Genomic DNA, 19,079 nt, shown 5'->3' with positions numbered 1-19,079 from the left:
GCCATGAGCCGGGTCACCCCCGACGGCGGCCACACCATCCGGCACAAACTCGACGTCCTCGCCGGGCACTGCGCGGAGGTCGGCCGGCCGTACGAGCAGATCGACAAGACCGTCGCCACCCGCCTCGAGCCGCACGAATCGCCGCAGGCGTTCGCCGAGCGATGCGGCGCCCTCGCCGAACTCGGGATCGACCACGCCGTCGTCGTCACGGCCGGCCCGTGGACCGAGGAGACCGTGGCCACACTCACCGCGGCCGCGCGGGAGCTGGAGCACCCGGAATCACGCCAAGAAGCCGGCTAGTTGCCTGTGCGTCGCGGATGGACCGAGCCGAGCGGACCCCGTCCGCGACGCACAGGCAACAAGAGCCCCACCAGGCTCACGGAACCGGCTGGGGGAGATCCCCAAGACGCGGGCGGTGGAGAGGATGGGCCGTGGGACCGGCACTCGTTCACATCCGGTTCACCGGCGCGCCCGTACCGTCCAGCCGCATGAACCGACGTGTGGGAGCCGCGATGGCGGCGCTGGCGGCGCTGACCGCGTGTACGAACGACGCCGACACTCCGGACCCACCCGCGACCTCCACCCCGGACACCAGCGCGGTGGTGACGCAGTGCCCGGACGGGCTCGCCGACGCGCTGGCCGCGTGGGGCGAGGCCGGGTTCAGCGGTTCGATCACGGTGTCCACCGCCGGCGAGTTCGACTGCCGTGCCGCCTACGGCCTGGCCGACCGCGCCACGGCGACGCCCAACACCCCCGACACGGTGTTCAGCATCGGCTCGGTCACCAAGGCGTTCACCGCCGCCGCGGTCGCCGATCTCGTCGACAGCGGGCAGCTCGATCTCGGCGATCGCGCCGGCGACGTCGTCGACGGCCTCGACGGCGCGGTCGCGTCGGTCACCGTCGAGCAGCTCCTGCGGCACACCAGCGGCCTGACCGGCTCGCACGGCCAGGACCACGAGCCGCTGGACCGCGCGGCCGCGGTCGCCGCGATCGCCGAGCTGGAACTCGCCTTCGAACCGGGAACGGATCACCTGTACTCGAACGCCGGGTACACGCTGCTGGCGTTGATCGTCGAAGAGGTCTCCGGGTCGGGATTCCGCGAGTACCTGGCGTCGCGGGTCCTGCCGCTCCCGGACGGTGACGTCGCCGGCGGGTTCTGGGACGGCGAGCCGGCCGCGCCCGGACCGCGCGCCGTCGGCTACCTCGACGGCGGGCCCACGGAGGCGACCGGCGACTTCGCCGGGCCGCACTGGGCGTTGCGCGGCAACGGCGGACTGGCCATGACGACGCCCGAGCTCGCCGTCTGGACGCATGCGCTGTTCACCGGTCAGGTGGTGGCTCGCGGTGCCGCCGGGGACGCCGGGTGGGTGTCCCACGACGCATCGAGGTACGGAGAACCGTTCCTGACCGCGGCGGGTGGCGGCGGTGACATCGGGCACGACGTGGTCGCCCTCTGGGTGCCGCGTACCGAACAGGTGATCACCGTGGCTTCGAACACGCCGGCGATCACGGCGGAAGAACTGCTGCAGGCGGTGGGCCCGGCGCTCGTGACCGGGGAGCCGGTGCCGGCACCCGACACCTCTGCCGTCGCGGCCGACCCGGAGGAGCTGGCCGCGGCCGCCGGCCGGTACGAGCTGCCGACGGCAGGTTCGTACACGGTGGCCGTACGCGATGCCGGGCTCGCGATCACCGCGCACGGCCCCGACGCCGTCGCCGCCCTGTTCCCGCCGCCGCGCGGTGTCACGTCCGACGACGCGGCCGCCCACGAGGACGCCGTGCTGTCGCTGCTCGCGGGCGAGACCCAGGAGGGCAGGGACGAGCGCGCGCTGCTGGCGTCGGACATCGGCGCGATCCGGAACGTCGACCTGGCCGGCACCATCACCTCCGAAGGCGAACTGCGCACCTACGTCGTCGTCACGGCGGCAGAAGAGACGATCATGCTGTGGTACGCGCTGGACGAGCACGGCGGGATCGCGGGTGCGGAGGGGCCGACCGATCCACCGACGCTGCTGGTCCGGCCGTCCAACGACGGCGCGTTCCGGCCGGACGACCCGGCCGGCGGCGGCGCCGCGACGACGGTGCGGTTCGAGGACGGCGACATGACGGTTTCCGGACCCACTGGCCGGACGACCGCGCGATCAGCACCGTGACCCGTCGGGCCGCTGGGAGACTTCGCTCATGCGCATCCTGCTCGTGGAGGACGACGACGATCTCGCGGAGGTCGTCGCGCTGGGCCTCCGGAACGAGTCGTACGCCGTCGACGTCGCGGGCACGCATGACGCGGCCGACGAGATGCTGCGCACCACCACCTACGACGTCGCGTGCCTCGACCTGGGCCTGCCCGACGGCGACGGGCTCGACCTGCTGCGCCGGCTCGGCCACGACCCCCAGCTGCGACGTCCGGCACGGGTGCTGGTGCTGACCGCGCGCGACGCCGTCGACGACCGGGTCGACGGGCTGGACGCCGGCGCGGACGACTACCTCGTCAAGCCGTTCGACTTCGCCGAGCTCGTCGCCAGGCTGCGCGCGCTCGGCCGGCGCTCCGACCAGCACGGCTCCACCCTGCGCGCCGGCGACCTGACCCTCGACCCCGCGACACACCGGGCGTGGCGCGCCGACGTCGAGCTGGACCTCACACCCCGGGAGTTCTCGCTGCTCCGGTACTTCATGCACCACCCCGGCCAGGTGCTGTCGGCCGAGGACCTGCTCGAGCACGTCTGGGACGCGAACGCCGACCCGTTCACGTCATCGGTGCGGGTCATCCTCAGCCGGCTGCGCAGAAAGCTGGGCCGTCCCGCGGTGATCGTCACGGTCTCCACCGTCGGCTACCGGCTGGAGGCGGGCTCGTGACCCGGCTGTGGGGCTCGCTGCGGGTGCGGCTGGCGCTGCTCGGGTTCCTGGCCAGCTACGTTCCCGCGTTGCTGCTGTTCGGCGTGGTCCTCGCGACCGACGTCGACACCCGGGTCGAGGAACGGGACGGCGCCGTCGTCACTCACGAGACCACCGCCGAGCGCTCGCCCTGGCTGATCGGGACCGTTCTGGCGCTCGCTCCGGTCGCCGCCGCCGGGGCCTGGTGGTGGGCGGGACGGGCGGTCCGCCCGATCGAGCGGGTGCGCTCGGTGGCCGAGGAGATCGAGGGCAGCGATCTCGGCCGCCGGATCGCGCTCGACCGCGCCCCGCGCGAGGTGCTGGCCCTCGCCGCGAGTTTCGACTCGATGCTCGACCGGCTGGAGGAGTCCCAGCGGATCCAGCAGCGGCTCATCGAGGAGACCAGCCACGACCTCCGGGTGCCGCTGTCCGTGCTGACGTCGAACGCCGAGGTGATGCTGGCCCACCCGAGCCCGACCGTCGACGTCTACCGTGCGGGCCTGCAGCGTTCGCGGAAGGCGGCCGAACGGATGCGGGCGACGCTCGACGAGCTGCTCGCCGACGCGCGCGGCCGCGCCCGCGCCCTGCACCGGCGACCGGCCGACCTGATGGACGTCGTGCGTGAGGTCACCGAGCAGGCCGCAGCCGTCGCCGCCGCCCGCGACGTCGAGATCGCGGTCAGCGGCCCGTCTCCGGCGCCGAGCAGCGTCGACACCGCGACCGTGCGGCGCGCGGTCGCCAATCTCGTCGACAACGCCGTGCGGCACGCACCCGGCGGCTCGGCCGTGCGGGTCGACGTCGAGGTCACCGCCGCCGACGCCGTCATCGCCGTCACCGACCACGGCCCCGGCATCCCGGCCGGTGAACAGGCGGACGTGTTCGCACGGTTCTGGAGCGGCGAGCGCGAAACCGCCGGACACGACTCCGCCGGCACGGGACTGGGGCTGCCGATCGCCCGCCAGGTCGCCGAGGCGCACGGCGGCTGGCTGACCCTCAGCTCCCCCGGACCCGACGGCGACGGCTGCGTGTTCCGGCTCAGCCTGCACCACTGACCCGCCGGGACTGAAACCGGACGAAGCCGTCGTGAAACCGGCGTGATCCGAGCTCCGCCCACGATCGACGCAGTCGTGGCCGCACCGGCCACGCAGCGACGAGCCGAGGGAGCACGACCATGACATCCGAAGCCGCCATCGCGGTGACCGGGCTGCGCAAGTCCTACGGCGACCACCTGGTGCTGGACGGCATCGACCTGGACGTCACCACCGGAACGATCTTCTCGCTGCTCGGGCCCAACGGCGCCGGCAAGACCACCGCGGTGCAGATCCTGTCCACGCTCATCGGCGCCGACGCCGGCGACGTCCGGGTCGCCGGCCACGACCTGGCCCGGGAACCGGACGCGGTACGCGCGGCGATCGGCGTCACCGGCCAGTTCTCGGCGGTGGACAACCTGCTGACCGGCGAGGAGAACCTGATCCTGATGGCCGACCTGCACCATCTGGGCAAGCGGGAGGGGCGGCGCAAGACCGCCGAGCTGCTCGAGCGGTTCGACCTGGCCGATGCGGCCCGTAAGCCCGCCACCACGTACTCCGGCGGCATGCGCCGTCGACTGGACCTCGCGATGGGGCTGGTCGGCGATCCGGCCATCGTGTTCCTCGACGAGCCGACGACCGGTCTCGACCCGCGGGCGCGGCACACCATGTGGCAGATCGTCCGCGACCTCGTGGCCGGCGGGGTGACGATCTTCCTGACCACGCAGTACCTGGACGAGGCGGACGAGCTCGCCGACCGGATCGCGGTCCTCGACCAGGGCCGGCTGGTCGCCGAGGGCACGCCGGAGCAGCTCAAGCGCCGCGTCCCCGGCGGGCACCTGCGGCTGCGGTTCGCCGACGCGCGCGGGCTCGAGTCCGCCACCCAGACGCTCGGCCATGCGACGGGCGACGACGACGCGCTCACCCTGAAGGTCCCTAGCGACGGCAGCCTGCGTTCGCTGAAGGCACTGCTCGACCGGCTCGACGACGAGTCGATCGAGGTCGAGGAGCTGACCGTGCACACGCCGGACCTGGACGACGTGTTCTTCGCCCTCACCGGCCACCCCACCGCCGACGAAGAGAAGGTGACCGTCCGATGAGCACGATTACCCTCGCGCTGACCGACTCCGCGACGATGCTGCGCCGCAACCTGCGCCACGCCGTCCGCTACCCGTCCGTCACCATGATCGTCGCCGGCATCCCGGTGATCTTCCTGCTGTTGTTCGTCTACGTCTTCGGGGACACGCTGGGCGCCGGCCTCGGCGGCCCGGTCGCCGGCAGTGACGACTACGTCAACTACGTGGCGCCGGGCATCCTGCTGCTGGGGGTCGCCGGCGCGGCGCAGGGAACGGCGATCTCCGTGGCCATGGACATGAACGAGGGGATCATCGCCCGGTTCCGCACCATGGCCATCTCCCGCGCCTCGGTACTGACCGGGCACGTCCTGGGCAGCATGGTCCAGACGATCGTGGGCATCGCCGTCGTCGTCGGCGTCGCGTTGCTGGTCGGGTTCCGGCCGACGGCCGGGCCGCTCGAGTGGCTCGCGGTCATCGGCCTGCTGACCCTGCTGATCTTCGCGCTCACCTGGCTGTCGGTCGCGCTGGGCCTGGTGGCCAGGAACGTCGAGTCCGCGAGCAACCTGCCGATGCCGCTGATCCTGCTGCCGTTCCTCGGCAGCGGGTTCGTGCCCACCGACTCGATGGCCACCGGGCTGCGCTGGTTCGCCGAGTACCAGCCGTTCACGCCGATCATGGAGACGTTGCGCGGACTGCTGCTGGGCACCTCGATCGGCAACGACGGCGTCGTCGCCGTCGGGTGGTGCGTCGGCATCGCGCTGGTCAGCTACCTGTGGGCGAAGAAGCTGTACAACCGCGACCCGTCACGCTGACGGCCGCGTCCGCAGCGCCTCGAGCGCGGCGGCGCGCAGCTCGTCCAGGTCGAGCCCGGCGTACGCCGACACCCCGTCGGCGTACGCCGGGCCGTCGGCCTGCTCGGCGGCCGCCCGGCAGCGCGCGGTCGACATGGTCGGCTGGAACCGTCGCGGCGCGTCGAAGCGCTCCGCCAACGCGACCACTCGCGGCGCCCAGGTGCTCGCGGAGGTCTCGCCGGTGTGCCGTCCGTGGTGCAGGTGGACCATGGCCAGCGCCATCAGCAGCCCTCCGCACGCGGCGCGCTCCAGGACGTGCGGCGGCGGCCGGTCCGTCGGAAGCGTCAGCATGCTCGACAGCTTGTCCGGCAGCTCGCCGACGATGTCCTGGACCAGGTCGACGCGGTCGTTCCGGGCGTGCGCGACGACCGCGATGGCCTCGACCTCGGCCACCCAGGACCGGCCGGCGCCTCCCGGATCGGCCGCGATGTCCGCGGCGGCCGGACTGCGCAGTTCGTCGACGGCGCGGCGCCACAGCCGCAGGCCGGCAGAGACGTCGCCGCGCACGAGCGCCGTCTCCGCCCGGACACCGATACCGAACGTGAGCGTCTCGATGTCGTCGTCCGACTGGTGCGACGCGGCGAGCTCCAGCCACCGTGCGGCCTCGTCGACGGCGCCCACCTGCAGGTTGGCGAGCGCGAGCGCCCAGCGGAAACCGACCTCGTCGGAGCGCGCACGCAGATCGGCGTCCAGTGCGAGCGCGGAGGTGAGGTGATGCACCGCGTCGGCGCCGCGCTCGAGCTGCATGCACAGTTCACCGGCCCTGGAGTGGGCGAGCATCCGCATCATCGCGCTGCCGCGGGGGCCGAACGCGTCGAGCATGGCCTCCGCGGCCGTGAACGCGCCGTGTACGTCGCCCTCGGTCTCCGCGAGGAAGCTGGCGAGCGTGTTCGCGACGCCGGCGAGCAGCGGCTCGTCGCTGGCGCAGAGCGCGCGCAGCGCCGGGCTCTGCGACCCGCCGATGTCGCCGGCGGCCGCCAGCACGGCCGTCGCCGCCCGGATCAGGGTGTCCGGCGGCGCGGCCGGCAACCGGCGCGGCGCAACCAGCACACGCATCGCGTTGGGTCCCTCGATGAGGTACGAGACCACCGCACACAGCGTCGTCGCCGTGCGGGTGACCTCGACCATGCCGGGCTCCGGCCGGAAGTGCGACAGCAGCCGCGCGGTCTGGGCAGTCGTCGACAGGATGCGCACGAAGTTGGAGTCCACGCCCCACAGCCCGACGAGCACCGCCGTCGTCGCCGCGACGGTCGCGCCGTCGTCGCGCGCGAGGCCGTACCGCAGCGCCAGCGCGAGGTTGTCCTGCTCGGCCCGGATCCGCGCGATCATCGCGGCCGGGTCGGCGCCGAGCGGGCCCTCGTGGTGCTCCAGGCCGAAGTCGCGTGCCCATGCGAGCAGGCGATCGACCACCAGGTCGTCCTCCCCGGCGGTCCGCCGGCGGGCGGCGCCGAACTCGCGCACCGTCTCGAGCATCGAGAACCGGGTGCCCGTCTCGGTGTCGGCCACCTTGAGCAGCGACTGGTCGGCGAGATGCTCGAGAGTCGCGACGACGTCGGCGTCGTCGAGCAGATACCGGGCCGCGTCGGCGGTGAACCCGCCGGGGAAGACCGACAGCGCACGCATCGCCGCCTGCCCGGCGGGGTCCAGCAGGTTCCAGCTCCAGTCGACGACGGCGTGCAGCGTGTGGTGCCGCCGCGGCGCGTCCCGGCTGCTGCCGCGCAGCAGGTCGAAGCGGTCGTCCAGCCGGCGGGCGATCTCCGCGACCGACAATGCGCGTACCCGCGCCGCGGCGAGCTCCACGGCCAGCGGCAGACCGTCCAGGTTCCGGCACAACTGCTCGACCTCGGCCGCGGGCAGCTCGACGCCCGGTCTGGCCGCCCTGGCGCGCTGGGCGAACAGCTCCGTCGTCGTCGCCAGCTCCAGCTCCGGCAGCTGGTGGACCGCCTCCGAGGAGAGTCCGAGCGGAGCGCGGCTGGTGGTCAGCACCCGCACGTCGGGGTGCATCGACACCAGCGCCCGCACCAGCTCGGCGGCGCCGTCGACGACGTGTTCGCAGTTGTCCAGCACCAGCAGCGTGGGAACGGTGCCGAGGGCACCGACGATGCCGGTCAGCAGTTCCGCCGGACCGGTCACCGCACTGATCGAGGCCCGGCGAGACTCCCCCACGCCGAGCGCCGAGGCGACCTCGCCCGCGACGTCCTCGTCCCGGCCGACACCGGCGAGCCCCACGACGTACACGGCCCGTTGCTCGGCTTCCCGGCTGACCGCGTGCGCCAGCCGCGTCTTGCCGAGCCCGCCCGGCCCGACGACGGACGTCACACGAGACGCGCGCACCAGCTCCGCCACCGCTGTGACGTCACGGTCCCGCCCGAGCAGGGGGTTCGGCTCGTGCACGACGCCGTGCCGGACCGGCGGCGCGCCGGCCCGCAACAGCTGCTGGTGCTCGGTCTGCAGCGCGGCGCCGGGGTCCACACCCAACTCGTCACGCAGCGAGCGCCGGTACGCCTCGTACCGGGCCAGCGCGGCCGCCGGACCGGACGTGTCCGCCTCGCAGCGCAGCATCTCGAGCAGCAGTTCCTCGTCGCGAGGGCGCTCGGCCACCAGCTCGGCCAGCGGCTCCAGTGCCTCGCCGCGCCGGCCCAACCGGGACAACGCCAGCGCACGGGCACGGAGCAGGCTCCTGCGTGTCGCGACTCTGTCGGCCCGCAGCGCCGACACCGGGTCGGCCTCCGGGGAACCCTCGACGCCGCGCTCGCCCCACAACCCCAGCCCGGACTCCGCCTCGGCGAGCGCGGCCGTGTGGTCTCCGGCGCGGGCGTGCGCAGCCGCCGCCGAAGCGTGCAGCAGCACGGCCGACGTGTCGACCTGCTCGTCGGTCAGCGACAGCCGGTAACCGGTGGGCGTACTGGTGATGAGGCCGGATCCGAACTGCGTGCGCGTCCGGGAGACGAGGATCTGCAGCGCCTTGGCCGGGTTCTCCGGTTGCTCGTCCGGCCAGATCCCTTCGACGAGCCGCGCGGTGCTGCAGCCGGCGTGCAGGTCGCCGGCGAGCAACGCCAGTAGACCACGCAGCCGGTGCCCGGTGATCTCCCGCCCGCGGTACGACACCCGCGGTAGCAGCGCCAACTCGATCGTCACCAACCGTACGGTAGCCCGCTGTCGGCCACGGGCGGGACATCGCGGCCAGACGCCGCCACGTCCGGCCGCCGGGGCGGCGTTGATCACGATTCGATGCGACACGGCGCGGCCACGTGGCAGCCATGCCCGGGTCCGTGACACCGTGACCCGCTATGGGGTGCTCGTTCTGCCACAAGACTCAGGACCAGGTTCGCCGACTGATCGCGGGTCCGCCCGGGGTGCACATCTGTGACGAATGTGTCGAGCTGTGCACCGAACTCATCGCCGAGGAGCTCACCGCGGCCGACGGCGCGAGCACCACACTGCCGACGCCGCGTGACATCGACGACTTCCTCGCGCGCTACGTCATCGGCCAGGACGCCGCGAAGAAGACGTTGTCGGTGGCGGTGTACAACCACTACAAACGCGTCCGTTCGGGCGACACGGCGGCCGAGCAGGACACACCGGACGACGCCGAGGTCGAGCTGGGCACGTCGAACATCCTGCTCATCGGCCCCACTGGCTGCGGCAAGACGTATCTGGCCCAGACACTGGCGCGCATCCTGGACGTGCCGTTCGCCATCGCCGACGCCACGGCGCTGACCGAGGCCGGCTACGTCGGCGAGGACGTCGAGAACATCCTGCTGAAGCTGATCCAGGCCGCCGACCACGACGTGAAGAAGGCCGAGACCGGCATCATCTACATCGACGAGATCGACAAGGTCGCCCGCAAGAGCGACAACCCGTCGATCAGCCGCGACGTCTCCGGCGAGGGCGTGCAGCAGGCGCTGCTGAAGATCCTCGAGGGCACCACCGCCAGCGTGCCACCGCAGGGCGGACGGAAGAACCCCCAGCAGGAACTCATCCAGATCGACACCACGAACGTGCTGTTCATCGTCGGCGGCGCGTTCGCCGGGCTGGACGAGATCGTCGAACGACGGGTCAACCGCGGGGGCATCGGCTTCAGCGCCGCGACCACCGGAGCCGCGGAGCAGGATCCCGAGCAGTCCCCGCAGGTCGTGCCGGACGACCTGGTCCGCTACGGGTTGATCCCGGAGCTGGTCGGCCGGCTGCCCGTCGTCTCGACGCTCGAGCCGCTGGACCGCGCCACGCTGACCCGGATCCTCACCGAGCCGCGCAACGCGCTGGTGCCACAGTTCCAGCGGCTGTTCGAGCTCGACGACGTGGAGCTCGAGGTCACCACGGACGGTCTCGACGCCATCGCGGAGCAGGCCATGCTGCGCGGCACCGGCGCCCGCTCCACCCGCGCGATCCTCGAGACCGTGCTGCTCGAACCGATGTACGAGGCGCCCAGCACCGACGACATGACCCGGGTCGTCGTCGACCGAGAGGCCGTCCTGGCCGCCGTCGCAGCGCCGCAGCCCGACGAGCAACGGACACCGCACGAGCGCAGCGCCTGATCACACCGCGCTCCGACATTGTCGGTGGACGGTGCGAGGCTGTCCGTATGCGCTGTTCGATCAACGTCCCGAACTTCGGCGACTTCGCCGACCCCGCTACGTTCGCCGAGCTGGCCCGTACCGCCGAGGACGCCGGCTGGGACGCCCTGTTCGTCTGGGACCACGTCCTCGAGGAGAAGACCCGGCGCCGCCACATCGCCGATCCGTGGATCCTGCTCGCCGCGGCCGCGACGGCCACCCGACGGTTACGTCTGGGAACGATGATCACGCCGGTGCCACGTCGCCGCCCACAGAAGCTGGCCCGCGAGGTCACCACTCTGGACCGGCTCAGCGGCGGCCGCACGATCCTCGGCGTCGGGCTGGGTGCGCCTCTCGAGGACGAGTACGCGACGTTCGGCGAGCCGGACGACGCCCGGGTGCTGGCGCGCCGCCTGGACGAAAGTCTGGACGTGCTGGCCGCTGCCTGGTCGGGCGGACCGGTCGACTACGAGGGCGAGCACGTCACGGTGCGTGATGCCACGTTCCTGCCGACGCCGGTACAACGGCCCCGGGTGCCCATCTGGGTCGGCGGGCGCTGGCCGCACCGCGCTCCGCTGCGCCGTGCCGCACGCTGGGACGGGTCCATACCGCTCATGACCGGCGGGTTCGATGCGGTCCCGTCGCCGCTGGACGAGGTGCGGGACTGGCACGACACGGTCCGTGCGATGCGTGCCGAAGCAGGCCGCGAGGACGAGCCGTTCGAGTTCGTCGTCGGTGGCGCCACCGAGCCGGCCACCGCTCCCGACGTGGTCGGTCCCCTCGCGGACGCCGGGGCGACGTGGTGGGACGAGCGGGTGCCGTTCCACGACGGTGTGTTCGACCGCCTCGACCCGATACGCCGCCGGGTCAAGCAGGGGCCGCCACGCATCGACCGGAACGCGTAGCCCGGGCCACGTCGGCACCCCGTCAGCGCGAGTTCCGCGCTCGCTCCCACAACCGCGTCGTGACCGTCGCCGCCGGCTCCTCGGTGGCCGCTCGGTACCCGGTGCCCGCCCACAGCGACATCCGTTCCGGGTCACCAAGGGCAGCCGCGGCAGCCCGCAGCGGCTTCGTCATCTGATCCACCATCGGGTAGCCCGCCGGTGCGTCCGGGTGCGCGTCGACGAACCCGTTCCGCAGACCGCGCGCCCAGCGTCCCGAGAACGCGCGCGTCAGCGTCGTCGTGTCGAACCGCGCGTCGGCGAGCGCGTCCTTGTGCGCACGGCGAGCCCCGGACTCGGGCGTGCGAAGGAAGGCGGTACCGAGCTGGACGGCGACGGTTCCGGCGCGCATCGCGGCGGCGACGTCGTCGCCGGTCATGATGCCACCGGCCGCGACCACCGGGATCGGCGACATCGCGGTCACCGCCGCCAGCAGCGCCGGCAACGGCGTCGGGTCCGGATCCGCCTCGGGGTCGAACGTCCCGCGGTGACCACCGGCTTCCGGGCCCTGAACGCACAACACGTCCGCCCCGGCCGACACCGCCGCCGCTGCCTCGCCGGGCGAGGTGACGGTGACCAACACCGCGCTTCCCGCGGCACGCAGCCGCTGCACGACGTCGCGGTCCGGGACGCCGAAGGTGAACGACACGACGGGAACGGGGTCGTCCACGAGCAGAGCCAGCTTGTCGTCCCAGTGGTCGTCGTCACCGGGATCGGGTTCGGGGAGGTCGGCGTCGTACCGAGCCGCTTCGGGTTCCAGTTCCGCCCGGTATGCGGCCACCGCGGCCGGGTCGGCCGGCGCCCCGGGCACGAAGACGTTCACCCCGAACGGCGCAGTGGTCGCGCTGCGCACCTGCCGGATCTGCTCGGCGACAGTGGCCGGCGCCGCGTACCCGGCAGCGAGAAAGCCGAGCCCGCCCGCGTCGCCGACGGCCGTCGCAAGCGCTGGTGTGGACGGTCCTCCCGCCATCGGCGCGGCGACGATCGGCACGGACAAGTCTGTGATGTCGAACATTCACGTACTCTCGCATTTCGAACTTCGCGCCCCGGCGTGCCAGGCTGCTGAGAGCGTCGGCCGTGGATGTGCCGGCCGTGCCCGCCGGACGCTCCGGCGGCCACGAGGACACCGAAGGGAGATTCTCTCGTGCCAACGTCCCTCATCCTGGCAGCCGGCGTGCCCGTGGAGGCCGTGGCGGATGCCTCGGTCATCCGGGCCAATCCGGTGACGGAGTGGTTCGACGACAACTCCAGTGCCCTCATCTCGGGCGTCATCAACATCGTCATCATCGTGGTCGTGGCCCTGGTGTTGCGGGCCGTGCTGAGCCGGGTCATCGACAAGCTGGCGAACCGGATGGTGGTTTCGCAGCAGCGCACTCGGTCGCGGTTCGCCGGGCGCCTGGTCGAGCCGTCGCAGAACTCCCGCGTCGAGCGGCAGCAGATGCGCGCCGACACCATCGCGTCCGTGCTGAAGAGCGTCGCCAGCTTCGTCGTCTTCGGGGTGGCGATCGTCACCATCCTGAGCCAGGTCGGCATCAACATCGGTCCCATCCTGGCCAGCGCCGGCGTCCTCGGCCTGGCTGTCGCCTTCGGCGCGCAGAGCCTGGTCCAGGACTTCGTGTCCGGCATCTTCATGATGTCCGAAGACCAGTACGGCGTCGGTGACGTCGTCGACGTGGGCGACGCGGTGGGGACGGTCGAGGCCGTCAGCCTGCGAGTCACCAAGATCCGCGACCTCAACGGCGGCCTCTGGTACGTGCGCAACGGCGAGATCATGCGCGTGTGCAACATGAACCAGGACTGGGCCAACGTCGTCGTCGAGCTGCCGCTGGACTACTCCGTCGATCTCGAGGACGCCAAGCGGGTCATCCAGGCGAGCATCGACCAGTTCGCCGACGACGAGCAGTTCGCTCCGCAGATCCTGGAGCGCCCGGACATCGCCGGTGTCGTCGCCATCGGCAACGGCGCCGTCACGGTCCGCGTCATGGTCACCACCCGTCCCGGTTCGCAGTGGGCGCTCGGCCGCGCGCTGCGCGCGCACCTGAAGGCCGGCCTCGATCTGCACGGCATCAAGGTCGCCTACCCGGTGCTGCCCGTCACGGGCGCCGGCGCGGCCCAACAGGGCTGAGGGGACCCGGGCTCGTCGGCGACAGCACGTCCGACATCCCGCCGAAGGCCGAGCCCGCCATCCGCGCGCTCGGGCCGTCTCATGCGTGAACGTCGGCCTCCCCGACCGGCGATTCGACGACGTCGCCCTGCCGCGCCGGCTCGCCGGTGGCTTCGGCCAGGATCTGCAGCCCTTCGGCGGCACGCACCCGCTGCTCGGGGGTGAGCGTGGTGAGCAACCGGCCGACCTCGGCGCGGCGCTGCTCGAGCACGCGCTCGACCATGGCGCGCCCGTCGTCGGAGATGACGAGCTCGACCGCGCGCCGGTCGTCCGGCACCGGACGCCGGGTGAGCAGACCTTTGCGGTGCAGCCGGTCGCACATCCGGGTGGCGGTGGACGGGTTCACGCCGAGGTTGACGGCGAGATCGCGCAGCCGCTGCGGCCCGCGAGTGGTGAGGACGACGAGCAGGCGGTACTGCGGCAGTGTGACGTCGTCCCCGCCTCCGGCCAGCGACCGGGCGGTGATGGCGACCAGGGCGCGGCTCCCCCGAACGACTGCCTCGACGAGTGCGTCGTTCTCGGGCGATCCGCTCGACGTTCCGGGGCTCACGCGCTACATTATTGCACAGAGCAACGTTTGCCTACGGCAACAGGGTGGTGGTCCACCGTGCACGAGACGTACATCACGCACGATCGGTACACGTTCAGTTGCCCCGACTGCGGGAACCGCTGGTCGGTGACGTACGAGGCCCGCCACAGCCAGGACCCCGACGGCGCCGAGCTGTGCATGTGGTCCCGCGGCGGCCTGCCGAGCATGTCGCCCGACGCGGGCATGCCGTGCGAGGTGTGCGGCAGCGTACGGGTGACCGCGACGCGAGAGCTGCAGCCCTCGGGCTAGCGCGGCGCCACCGCCCAGCCCCACGTCGGCATCGGCTCGGTCAGGTCGGGCTCGACACCTGGCGCGGACAACTGCACCGCCATCCGCGTCCCCCACTCCAGGTAGCCGACGAACGCGGCCCGGAACTCCGGGTCGGAGGGCAACCCGACCTCGTCCGCGGCGTCGATCAACAGCTGCATCCAGCGACGCCGCTGGGGTTCGGTGATCCCCCTGCCCAGATGCCGCGTGATCATGTGAGCGTGCCCGCCCCGCGCCTCGGAGTACACCGCCGGCCCGCCGAACACCTCACCCAGCCAGCGCGCCACGTGGTGCGGATGGCCGGGATCCATGTCGCGGAACAGCGGCGCGAGCTCGGGGTCGGCGAACACCGCTCGATAGAAGACCGCGCAGAGTTCGTCCAGCGCAGCAGCGCCACCCGCCCACGAGTACAGCGACGGCGTCGCAGCGCCGCTCCCGTGTACCCCCACCGGCTCGTAATGGCGCATCTCCTCGATCGCGCCCACGTACGGCTGGATCTCGGCGAAGAACGCACGGAACGACGGGCCGCGGCGGAACCCCTCGAGATGGGCTTCGACGGACGTCCAGGTGATCCTCAGGACGAAGTGCTCGGGATCCTCCATGCACCGGGTGAGCTCGTAGTCGACGCACTCGGGAGCCGCGGCCAGCGACTCGGCCGCGCGCCGGTACGCGGCCACGAACTCGGCCGCGTCGTGGTCTGATATCCGGTAGGGGATGTATTCGATGATCACGCCTGTCATCGAACACCGGATCACGACAGCCGACAAGTACGCACTTCGTGGTGCGGGGAGGAACGAGAGTCGTGAGCACGGCACGGACGAGGTACTACTGCGCGGTCGAGGTCGCGATGGACGTGCTCGGCCGGCGCTGGACGCCGGTCGTGCTGGCGCACCTCAAGGAGGGCGCGCACCGCTATGGTGAGCTGCGGCGCCGGATGCCGGACGTCAGCGAGAAGATGCTCACCCAGCGGTTGCGCGAACTGGAGCGAGCCGGGTTGGTCGAGCGCACGGTGCACGACGGCGTACCCGCGCCGGTCTCTTACCAGCTCACCACCCACGGCCGGGCGCTCGGCCCGGTCCTGCAGGGCTTGCACGACTGGGGCACCGAGCGCGCGACCCGGCTGGGCATTCCCATCGAGCCCGTGGCGCCCTCCGACAAGACCGATCACCCCACGCAGGGCAGCCAGCCGTAGGTGGTGCGCCACCGCCACCCGCCCGCGACCTCCGTGTCGGCCGTCATGCCCGCCTCGGCCGGCCCAACCGCCGCCTGGCCAGCAGCGGCCCCACGCCGGAACGCCACCAGGCGGGCCAGTGCCCCGGGCTACGGAGAACCGCGCGCACCATCGGCGCCGGGTCGAAGAACGATTCGCGGCGGACGACGGTGCCGGTCGGTGTCAGCGCCAGCTGATCGACGACCCGCACCTCGAGCGGCGTCCGCCCGAGAGTGGCGGTCAGGCGCAGCTCGATGAACAGCCGGTCGGCGCGGCCGGCCCACGTGAGCACTTCGCCGCGCAGATCGGGCAGCAGCTCCAGCAGCCGCTCCGTCTCCTCGCGCCAGGACGTCCGGCCGCGGCCGTCGCGCAGCATCGGCTGCACCATCTCGACGTCGTCGGCCAGGAATCCGTCCCAGGCGTGCGGCCCCGGCGCCGCCCACCCGCGCGCGAACTCGTCGACGACTTCGGCATGCACCTTCGCCCAGTCCGTCACGGCCACACCCCCGATGTCTTGCAACGGTTGCATGAAGTAGTCGTCGTATGCTCGCAGCCGCTGAACATTTCGTGCAACGGTTCCACGAAACTTGGGCATCGAGTGGTCTTGGAGTGGTCATGGACCCGCGCAGGCGCCGCACGACGGACGTGCTCATCGCGGCCGCCGAGGAGATCTTCGGCGAGCGCGCGGTCGACACGGTGACGGTCGGGGAGATCGCACGCCGGGCCGGAGTAGCGGTCGGCTCGATATACAACCTCTTCGGCTCCAAGACCGGCCTGTACGCGTCCGTCGTCGAGCGCGCACTCGATGCCGACCTGATGTACATGGACCGGGCGTACACCGACGACCGCGGCCCGGTCGAGCAGATACGCGCGGCCGCGGATCAGTACGCGACCTTCTACGTCGACCATCCGGAGTACTTCCGGATGCTGGCCTTCCCGGCCGATCCCGGGACGTATCCGGCCGGCCGGGAGGTCGCCGACCGGCTGGCGCGGCGCGTGGACCAGCAGAACAGCCGGCTCGCGGACGCGTTACGACGCGGCATGGACGCGGGCGACCTGGTCGCCGGCGACCCCGAGGAGCTGGCCACCGCGCTGTGGGCGTCATGGAACGGGGTGATCAGTCTCGGCTGGCGCCCGGACGGCCTGCGCCGCACCGAGGCGGAACTGCGTTCGCTGCTGCGGACGATGACCGAGGCACTCACGCACGGGCTGGTCCCGCGGGCCGGTTGACGGTGCGGTGATCACCGTTCAGGCTCGAGGAACACCACCGGGATCACCCGGTCGGTGTTGGACTCGTACAGCCGGTATCCCTTGTACGTGGCCAGCACCCGGGGCCACCACACCGCCCTTTCGTCCGGCGTCGCCGTGCGGGCGCGGACCGTCCAGCGCCGCGAGTCGACCTGCACGGTCGCCCGCGGATTCGCGACCAGGTTCGTGTACCACTGCGGATGCTGCGGCCTCCCGCCCCACGAGGCGATGACCACGAGCGCGTCGCCGTCGCGCAGGTACAGCAGCGGGACGGTGTGCGGCCTGCCGGTCCTGGAGCCCGTCGTGGTGAGCACGAGCATGTCGTTGCGCACTAGCCGCCGCCCGATCCGTCCGCCGGTCAACCGGTAGACGGCGGCGTGCAGCCGGGACAGTCGACGTGCCGTCGCGTCTCGCACCGTGCCCTCCTCCTGGTCTGCTGACCCGCGGCCCGAGGGTCTCACCGGCAGCCTATGATCCGCACGCTTGACTTCGATATCAGTAAGTGGCAGCTTACCTACTTGTGAACGACACCATCACAGCCCCGACGCCACGGTCACTCGAGCAGCGGCGCCTCGACGCCCAACGCACTCTGCAGCAGAACCATCAACTGTGGCTGTGCACCGCCGCCGGTGATCATGGCCACATGATTCCGGTCAGCTACGTCCTGGAAGGCTCGGACCTCATCCTGGCCACGGCCACGCGCAGTCGGACGATGGCGAACGTGCGAGCAACGGGGCGGGCGCGGGTAGCCATCGGCAGCACCGACGACGTCGTGATGATCGACGGTCAGGTCGCCGTCGTGCCCGTCGCCGACATGGATCCGGACACCGCGGACGCGTACGCGGTCGTGTCGCACGACCCGCGCGTCATGCCCGGATTCGAGTACCTCCGCCTGGCGCCGTCCCGGATACAGGTATGGAACGGCTTCCACGAGTTCGGCGGCCGGACGGTCATGGCCGACTCACAGTGGCTGAGCCGACCCGTCGACTGAAGCCGCCCTACGCCGTGATCGTCACGAGGTCGGCAGCGGCACGTCGAGGTCGGCCAGCCGACGCGGGTCGACCTGGACGCCGGACCGGATCAGCGCCTTGACCGCCTCGCCGACGTCCCAGACGTTGACGTTCATGCCCGCCAGGACGCGGCGGTCGCGCAGCCAGAAGGCGACGAACTCGCGTCCGTCCGAGTCGCCGCGGACGACGACGTCGTCGTAACCGTCCGGGCCGATGTCGCCGTGATACTCCATGCCCAGGTCGTACTGGTCCGTAAAGAAGTACGGCAGCTCTTCGTAGCGCACGTCGGCCCCGAGCATCGTCGCCGCGGCCGTCGCCGGCTGGTTCAGCGCGTTCGCCCAGTGCTCCACCCGTACCCGCCGGCCCAGCAGCGGGTGCGTCGCCTCCGCCACGTCACCGGCGACGACGATGTCCGGATCGCTGGTGCGCAGCCCGGCGTCCGCGACGACGCCGTCGGCCACCTCCAGCCCGGCCGCGGTGGCCAGCCCGACGTTCGGCGCCGCGCCGACGCCGACGACGACCGCCTCCGCCTCGATCTCGCTGCCGTCGCTGAGCCGCGCGCCCACGGCGACGTCACCAGCGACGACGACACGCTCGACCGTCACGCCGGTGCGCAGCGTCACCCCGTGCTCGAGATGCAGGTCGGCGAAGACCCGCGCCAGCTCAGGACCCAGCGGCTGCTGCAACGGCAGCGGCAGCGCCTCGACCACGGTGACGTCGACGCCGGCGCCGCGGGCGGCCGACGCGACCTCCAGGCCGATCCAGCCGCCGCCGACCACCAGCAGGTGCGCCACCGACCCGATGGTGTCCTTGATCCGCCGGGAATCGTCCATACGACGCAGGTAGTGCACGCCGGTCGCGTCGCCCCCTGGCACCGGCAGCGGCCGCGGCGCCGACCCGGTGGCCAGCAGCAGCTTGGCGTAGTCGTGCCGGACACCGTCGACCGTCTCGATCTGGTGCACGGCCCGGTCGATCCGGGTCACCGGCGTCTCCAGCCGCAGGTCGACGTCGTGGGCGGCATACCAGTCAGGGGCGTGGACGTAGGCGCTGTCCAGCGTGGCCGAACCGGCCAGACACTCCTTGGACAGCGGCGGACGCTCGTACGGACGTTCCGGCTCGTCTCCGACCAGCATGATCGGTCCGTCGAAGCCCTGTTCTCGCAACTCCTCGACGGTCTTGGCGCCGGCCAGGCCGGCTCCGACGACCACGAACGGGCGCTCGGCCATTCACATCACCTCTCCCGGTGATCAGCCTCGCCCCGGCACCCCTGT

General features: G+C 72.0%; 20 protein-coding genes. 13 read left to right on the top strand and 7 right to left on the bottom strand.

What is annotated here, in order from left to right:
* Positions 1 to 3 precede the first annotated feature (3 nt).
* From CLV30_RS08525 to CLV30_RS08500, 6 genes are all read left to right on the top strand, one after another.
* Positions 4 to 300 (top strand): hypothetical protein, encoded by a 297-nt coding sequence (locus CLV30_RS08525; protein WP_205740824.1) that lies wholly within the window; start codon positions 4 to 6, stop codon positions 298 to 300.
* Positions 301 to 488: 188 nt separating this feature from the next.
* Positions 489 to 2,150: a serine hydrolase domain-containing protein gene (locus CLV30_RS08520; RefSeq protein ID WP_165358619.1), complete on the top strand. Its 1,662-nt coding sequence runs from the start codon at positions 489 to 491 to the stop codon at positions 2,148 to 2,150.
* 28 nt (positions 2,151 to 2,178) lie between these two features.
* On the top strand, positions 2,179 to 2,850 hold the full coding sequence (locus tag CLV30_RS08515) for a response regulator (RefSeq protein WP_106536790.1): 672 nt from the start codon (positions 2,179 to 2,181) through the stop codon (positions 2,848 to 2,850).
* Positions 2,847 to 3,920: a HAMP domain-containing sensor histidine kinase gene (locus tag CLV30_RS08510; RefSeq protein WP_165358620.1), complete on the top strand. Its 1,074-nt coding sequence runs from the start codon at positions 2,847 to 2,849 to the stop codon at positions 3,918 to 3,920. The genes CLV30_RS08515 and CLV30_RS08510 overlap by 4 nt, the downstream gene beginning before the upstream one ends.
* Positions 3,921 to 4,039: 119 nt before the next feature.
* Entirely contained in the window at positions 4,040 to 4,996 is a 957-nt protein-coding gene (locus CLV30_RS08505) for an ATP-binding cassette domain-containing protein (RefSeq protein ID WP_106536788.1), read from the top strand.
* Complete coding sequence (locus tag CLV30_RS08500) at positions 4,993 to 5,784, top strand: ABC transporter permease (protein WP_106536787.1); 792 nt, start codon at positions 4,993 to 4,995, stop codon at positions 5,782 to 5,784. The genes CLV30_RS08505 and CLV30_RS08500 overlap by 4 nt, the downstream gene beginning before the upstream one ends.
* Here the strand turns inward: CLV30_RS08500 and CLV30_RS08495 are convergent.
* Positions 5,776 to 8,961, bottom strand: coding sequence for an ATP-binding protein (locus tag CLV30_RS08495; protein ID WP_106537008.1), 3,186 nt, complete (start codon positions 8,959 to 8,961; stop codon positions 5,776 to 5,778). The genes CLV30_RS08500 and CLV30_RS08495 overlap by 9 nt on opposite strands.
* 152 nt (positions 8,962 to 9,113) lie before the next feature.
* Here CLV30_RS08495 and clpX point away from each other — a divergent pair, with 152 nt between their 5' ends.
* Both clpX and CLV30_RS08485 read left to right on the top strand, forming a co-directional pair.
* Positions 9,114 to 10,361, top strand: a complete 1,248-nt coding sequence (clpX, locus tag CLV30_RS08490; RefSeq protein WP_106536786.1) for an ATP-dependent Clp protease ATP-binding subunit ClpX — start codon at positions 9,114 to 9,116, stop codon at positions 10,359 to 10,361.
* Between the two features lie 47 nt (positions 10,362 to 10,408).
* Positions 10,409 to 11,284, top strand: coding sequence for a TIGR03619 family F420-dependent LLM class oxidoreductase (locus CLV30_RS08485; RefSeq protein WP_106536785.1), 876 nt, complete (start codon positions 10,409 to 10,411; stop codon positions 11,282 to 11,284).
* A 22-nt stretch (positions 11,285 to 11,306) separates the two neighbouring features.
* On the opposite strand, the gene CLV30_RS08480 is transcribed toward CLV30_RS08485, so the two are convergent.
* Complete coding sequence (locus CLV30_RS08480) at positions 11,307 to 12,335, bottom strand: NAD(P)H-dependent flavin oxidoreductase (RefSeq protein ID WP_106536784.1); 1,029 nt, start codon at positions 12,333 to 12,335, stop codon at positions 11,307 to 11,309.
* 129 nt (positions 12,336 to 12,464) lie between these two features.
* Here CLV30_RS08480 and CLV30_RS08475 point away from each other — a divergent pair, with 129 nt between their 5' ends.
* Entirely contained in the window at positions 12,465 to 13,445 is a 981-nt protein-coding gene (locus tag CLV30_RS08475; RefSeq protein WP_205740825.1) for a mechanosensitive ion channel family protein, read from the top strand.
* Positions 13,446 to 13,524: 79 nt separating this feature from the next.
* Here CLV30_RS08475 and CLV30_RS08470 read toward each other — a convergent pair whose 3' ends face one another.
* A complete protein-coding gene (locus CLV30_RS08470; RefSeq protein ID WP_106536782.1) occupies positions 13,525 to 14,034 on the bottom strand; it encodes a MarR family winged helix-turn-helix transcriptional regulator in 510 nt (169 codons plus the stop codon).
* Positions 14,035 to 14,091: 57 nt separating this feature from the next.
* Between CLV30_RS08470 and CLV30_RS08465 the strand changes: the two genes are divergently transcribed.
* A complete protein-coding gene (locus tag CLV30_RS08465; protein WP_106536781.1) occupies positions 14,092 to 14,322 on the top strand; it encodes a hypothetical protein in 231 nt (76 codons plus the stop codon).
* Here the strand turns inward: CLV30_RS08465 and CLV30_RS08460 are convergent.
* Positions 14,319 to 15,080 carry a group II truncated hemoglobin gene (locus tag CLV30_RS08460; RefSeq protein WP_106536780.1) on the bottom strand — a complete coding sequence of 254 codons (762 nt, stop codon included), beginning with the start codon at positions 15,078 to 15,080 and terminating at the stop codon, positions 14,319 to 14,321. The two genes, CLV30_RS08465 and CLV30_RS08460, sit on opposite strands and share 4 nt — an antisense overlap.
* Positions 15,081 to 15,187: 107 nt before the next feature.
* Between CLV30_RS08460 and CLV30_RS08455 the strand changes: the two genes are divergently transcribed.
* A complete protein-coding gene (locus CLV30_RS08455; RefSeq protein ID WP_106537007.1) occupies positions 15,188 to 15,532 on the top strand; it encodes a winged helix-turn-helix transcriptional regulator in 345 nt (114 codons plus the stop codon).
* A 43-nt stretch (positions 15,533 to 15,575) separates the two neighbouring features.
* On the opposite strand, the gene CLV30_RS08450 is transcribed toward CLV30_RS08455, so the two are convergent.
* A complete protein-coding gene (locus CLV30_RS08450) occupies positions 15,576 to 16,079 on the bottom strand; it encodes a nuclear transport factor 2 family protein (protein ID WP_205740828.1) in 504 nt (167 codons plus the stop codon).
* An 86-nt stretch (positions 16,080 to 16,165) separates the two neighbouring features.
* Between CLV30_RS08450 and CLV30_RS08445 the strand changes: the two genes are divergently transcribed.
* Positions 16,166 to 16,780, top strand: coding sequence for a TetR/AcrR family transcriptional regulator (locus CLV30_RS08445; protein WP_106537005.1), 615 nt, complete (start codon positions 16,166 to 16,168; stop codon positions 16,778 to 16,780).
* 11 nt (positions 16,781 to 16,791) lie between these two features.
* Here CLV30_RS08445 and CLV30_RS08440 read toward each other — a convergent pair whose 3' ends face one another.
* Positions 16,792 to 17,214, bottom strand: coding sequence for a nitroreductase family deazaflavin-dependent oxidoreductase (locus tag CLV30_RS08440; RefSeq protein ID WP_106536779.1), 423 nt, complete (start codon positions 17,212 to 17,214; stop codon positions 16,792 to 16,794).
* Positions 17,215 to 17,300: 86 nt separating this feature from the next.
* Between CLV30_RS08440 and CLV30_RS08435 the strand changes: the two genes are divergently transcribed.
* Entirely contained in the window at positions 17,301 to 17,789 is a 489-nt protein-coding gene (locus CLV30_RS08435) for a pyridoxamine 5'-phosphate oxidase family protein (protein WP_342352507.1), read from the top strand.
* A gap of 21 nt (positions 17,790 to 17,810) precedes the next feature.
* Here CLV30_RS08435 and CLV30_RS08430 read toward each other — a convergent pair whose 3' ends face one another.
* Positions 17,811 to 19,034, bottom strand: a complete 1,224-nt coding sequence (locus CLV30_RS08430) for an NAD(P)/FAD-dependent oxidoreductase (protein WP_106536778.1) — start codon at positions 19,032 to 19,034, stop codon at positions 17,811 to 17,813.
* Positions 19,035 to 19,079: the final 45 nt, after the last annotated feature.

Source organism: Haloactinopolyspora alba, assembly GCF_003014555.1.
Taxonomy (GTDB): domain Bacteria; phylum Actinomycetota; class Actinomycetes; order Jiangellales; family Jiangellaceae; genus Haloactinopolyspora; species Haloactinopolyspora alba.
The sequence above is the reverse complement of the archived record's forward strand: the minus strand, read 5'-3'. Positions and strand labels throughout refer to the sequence as shown.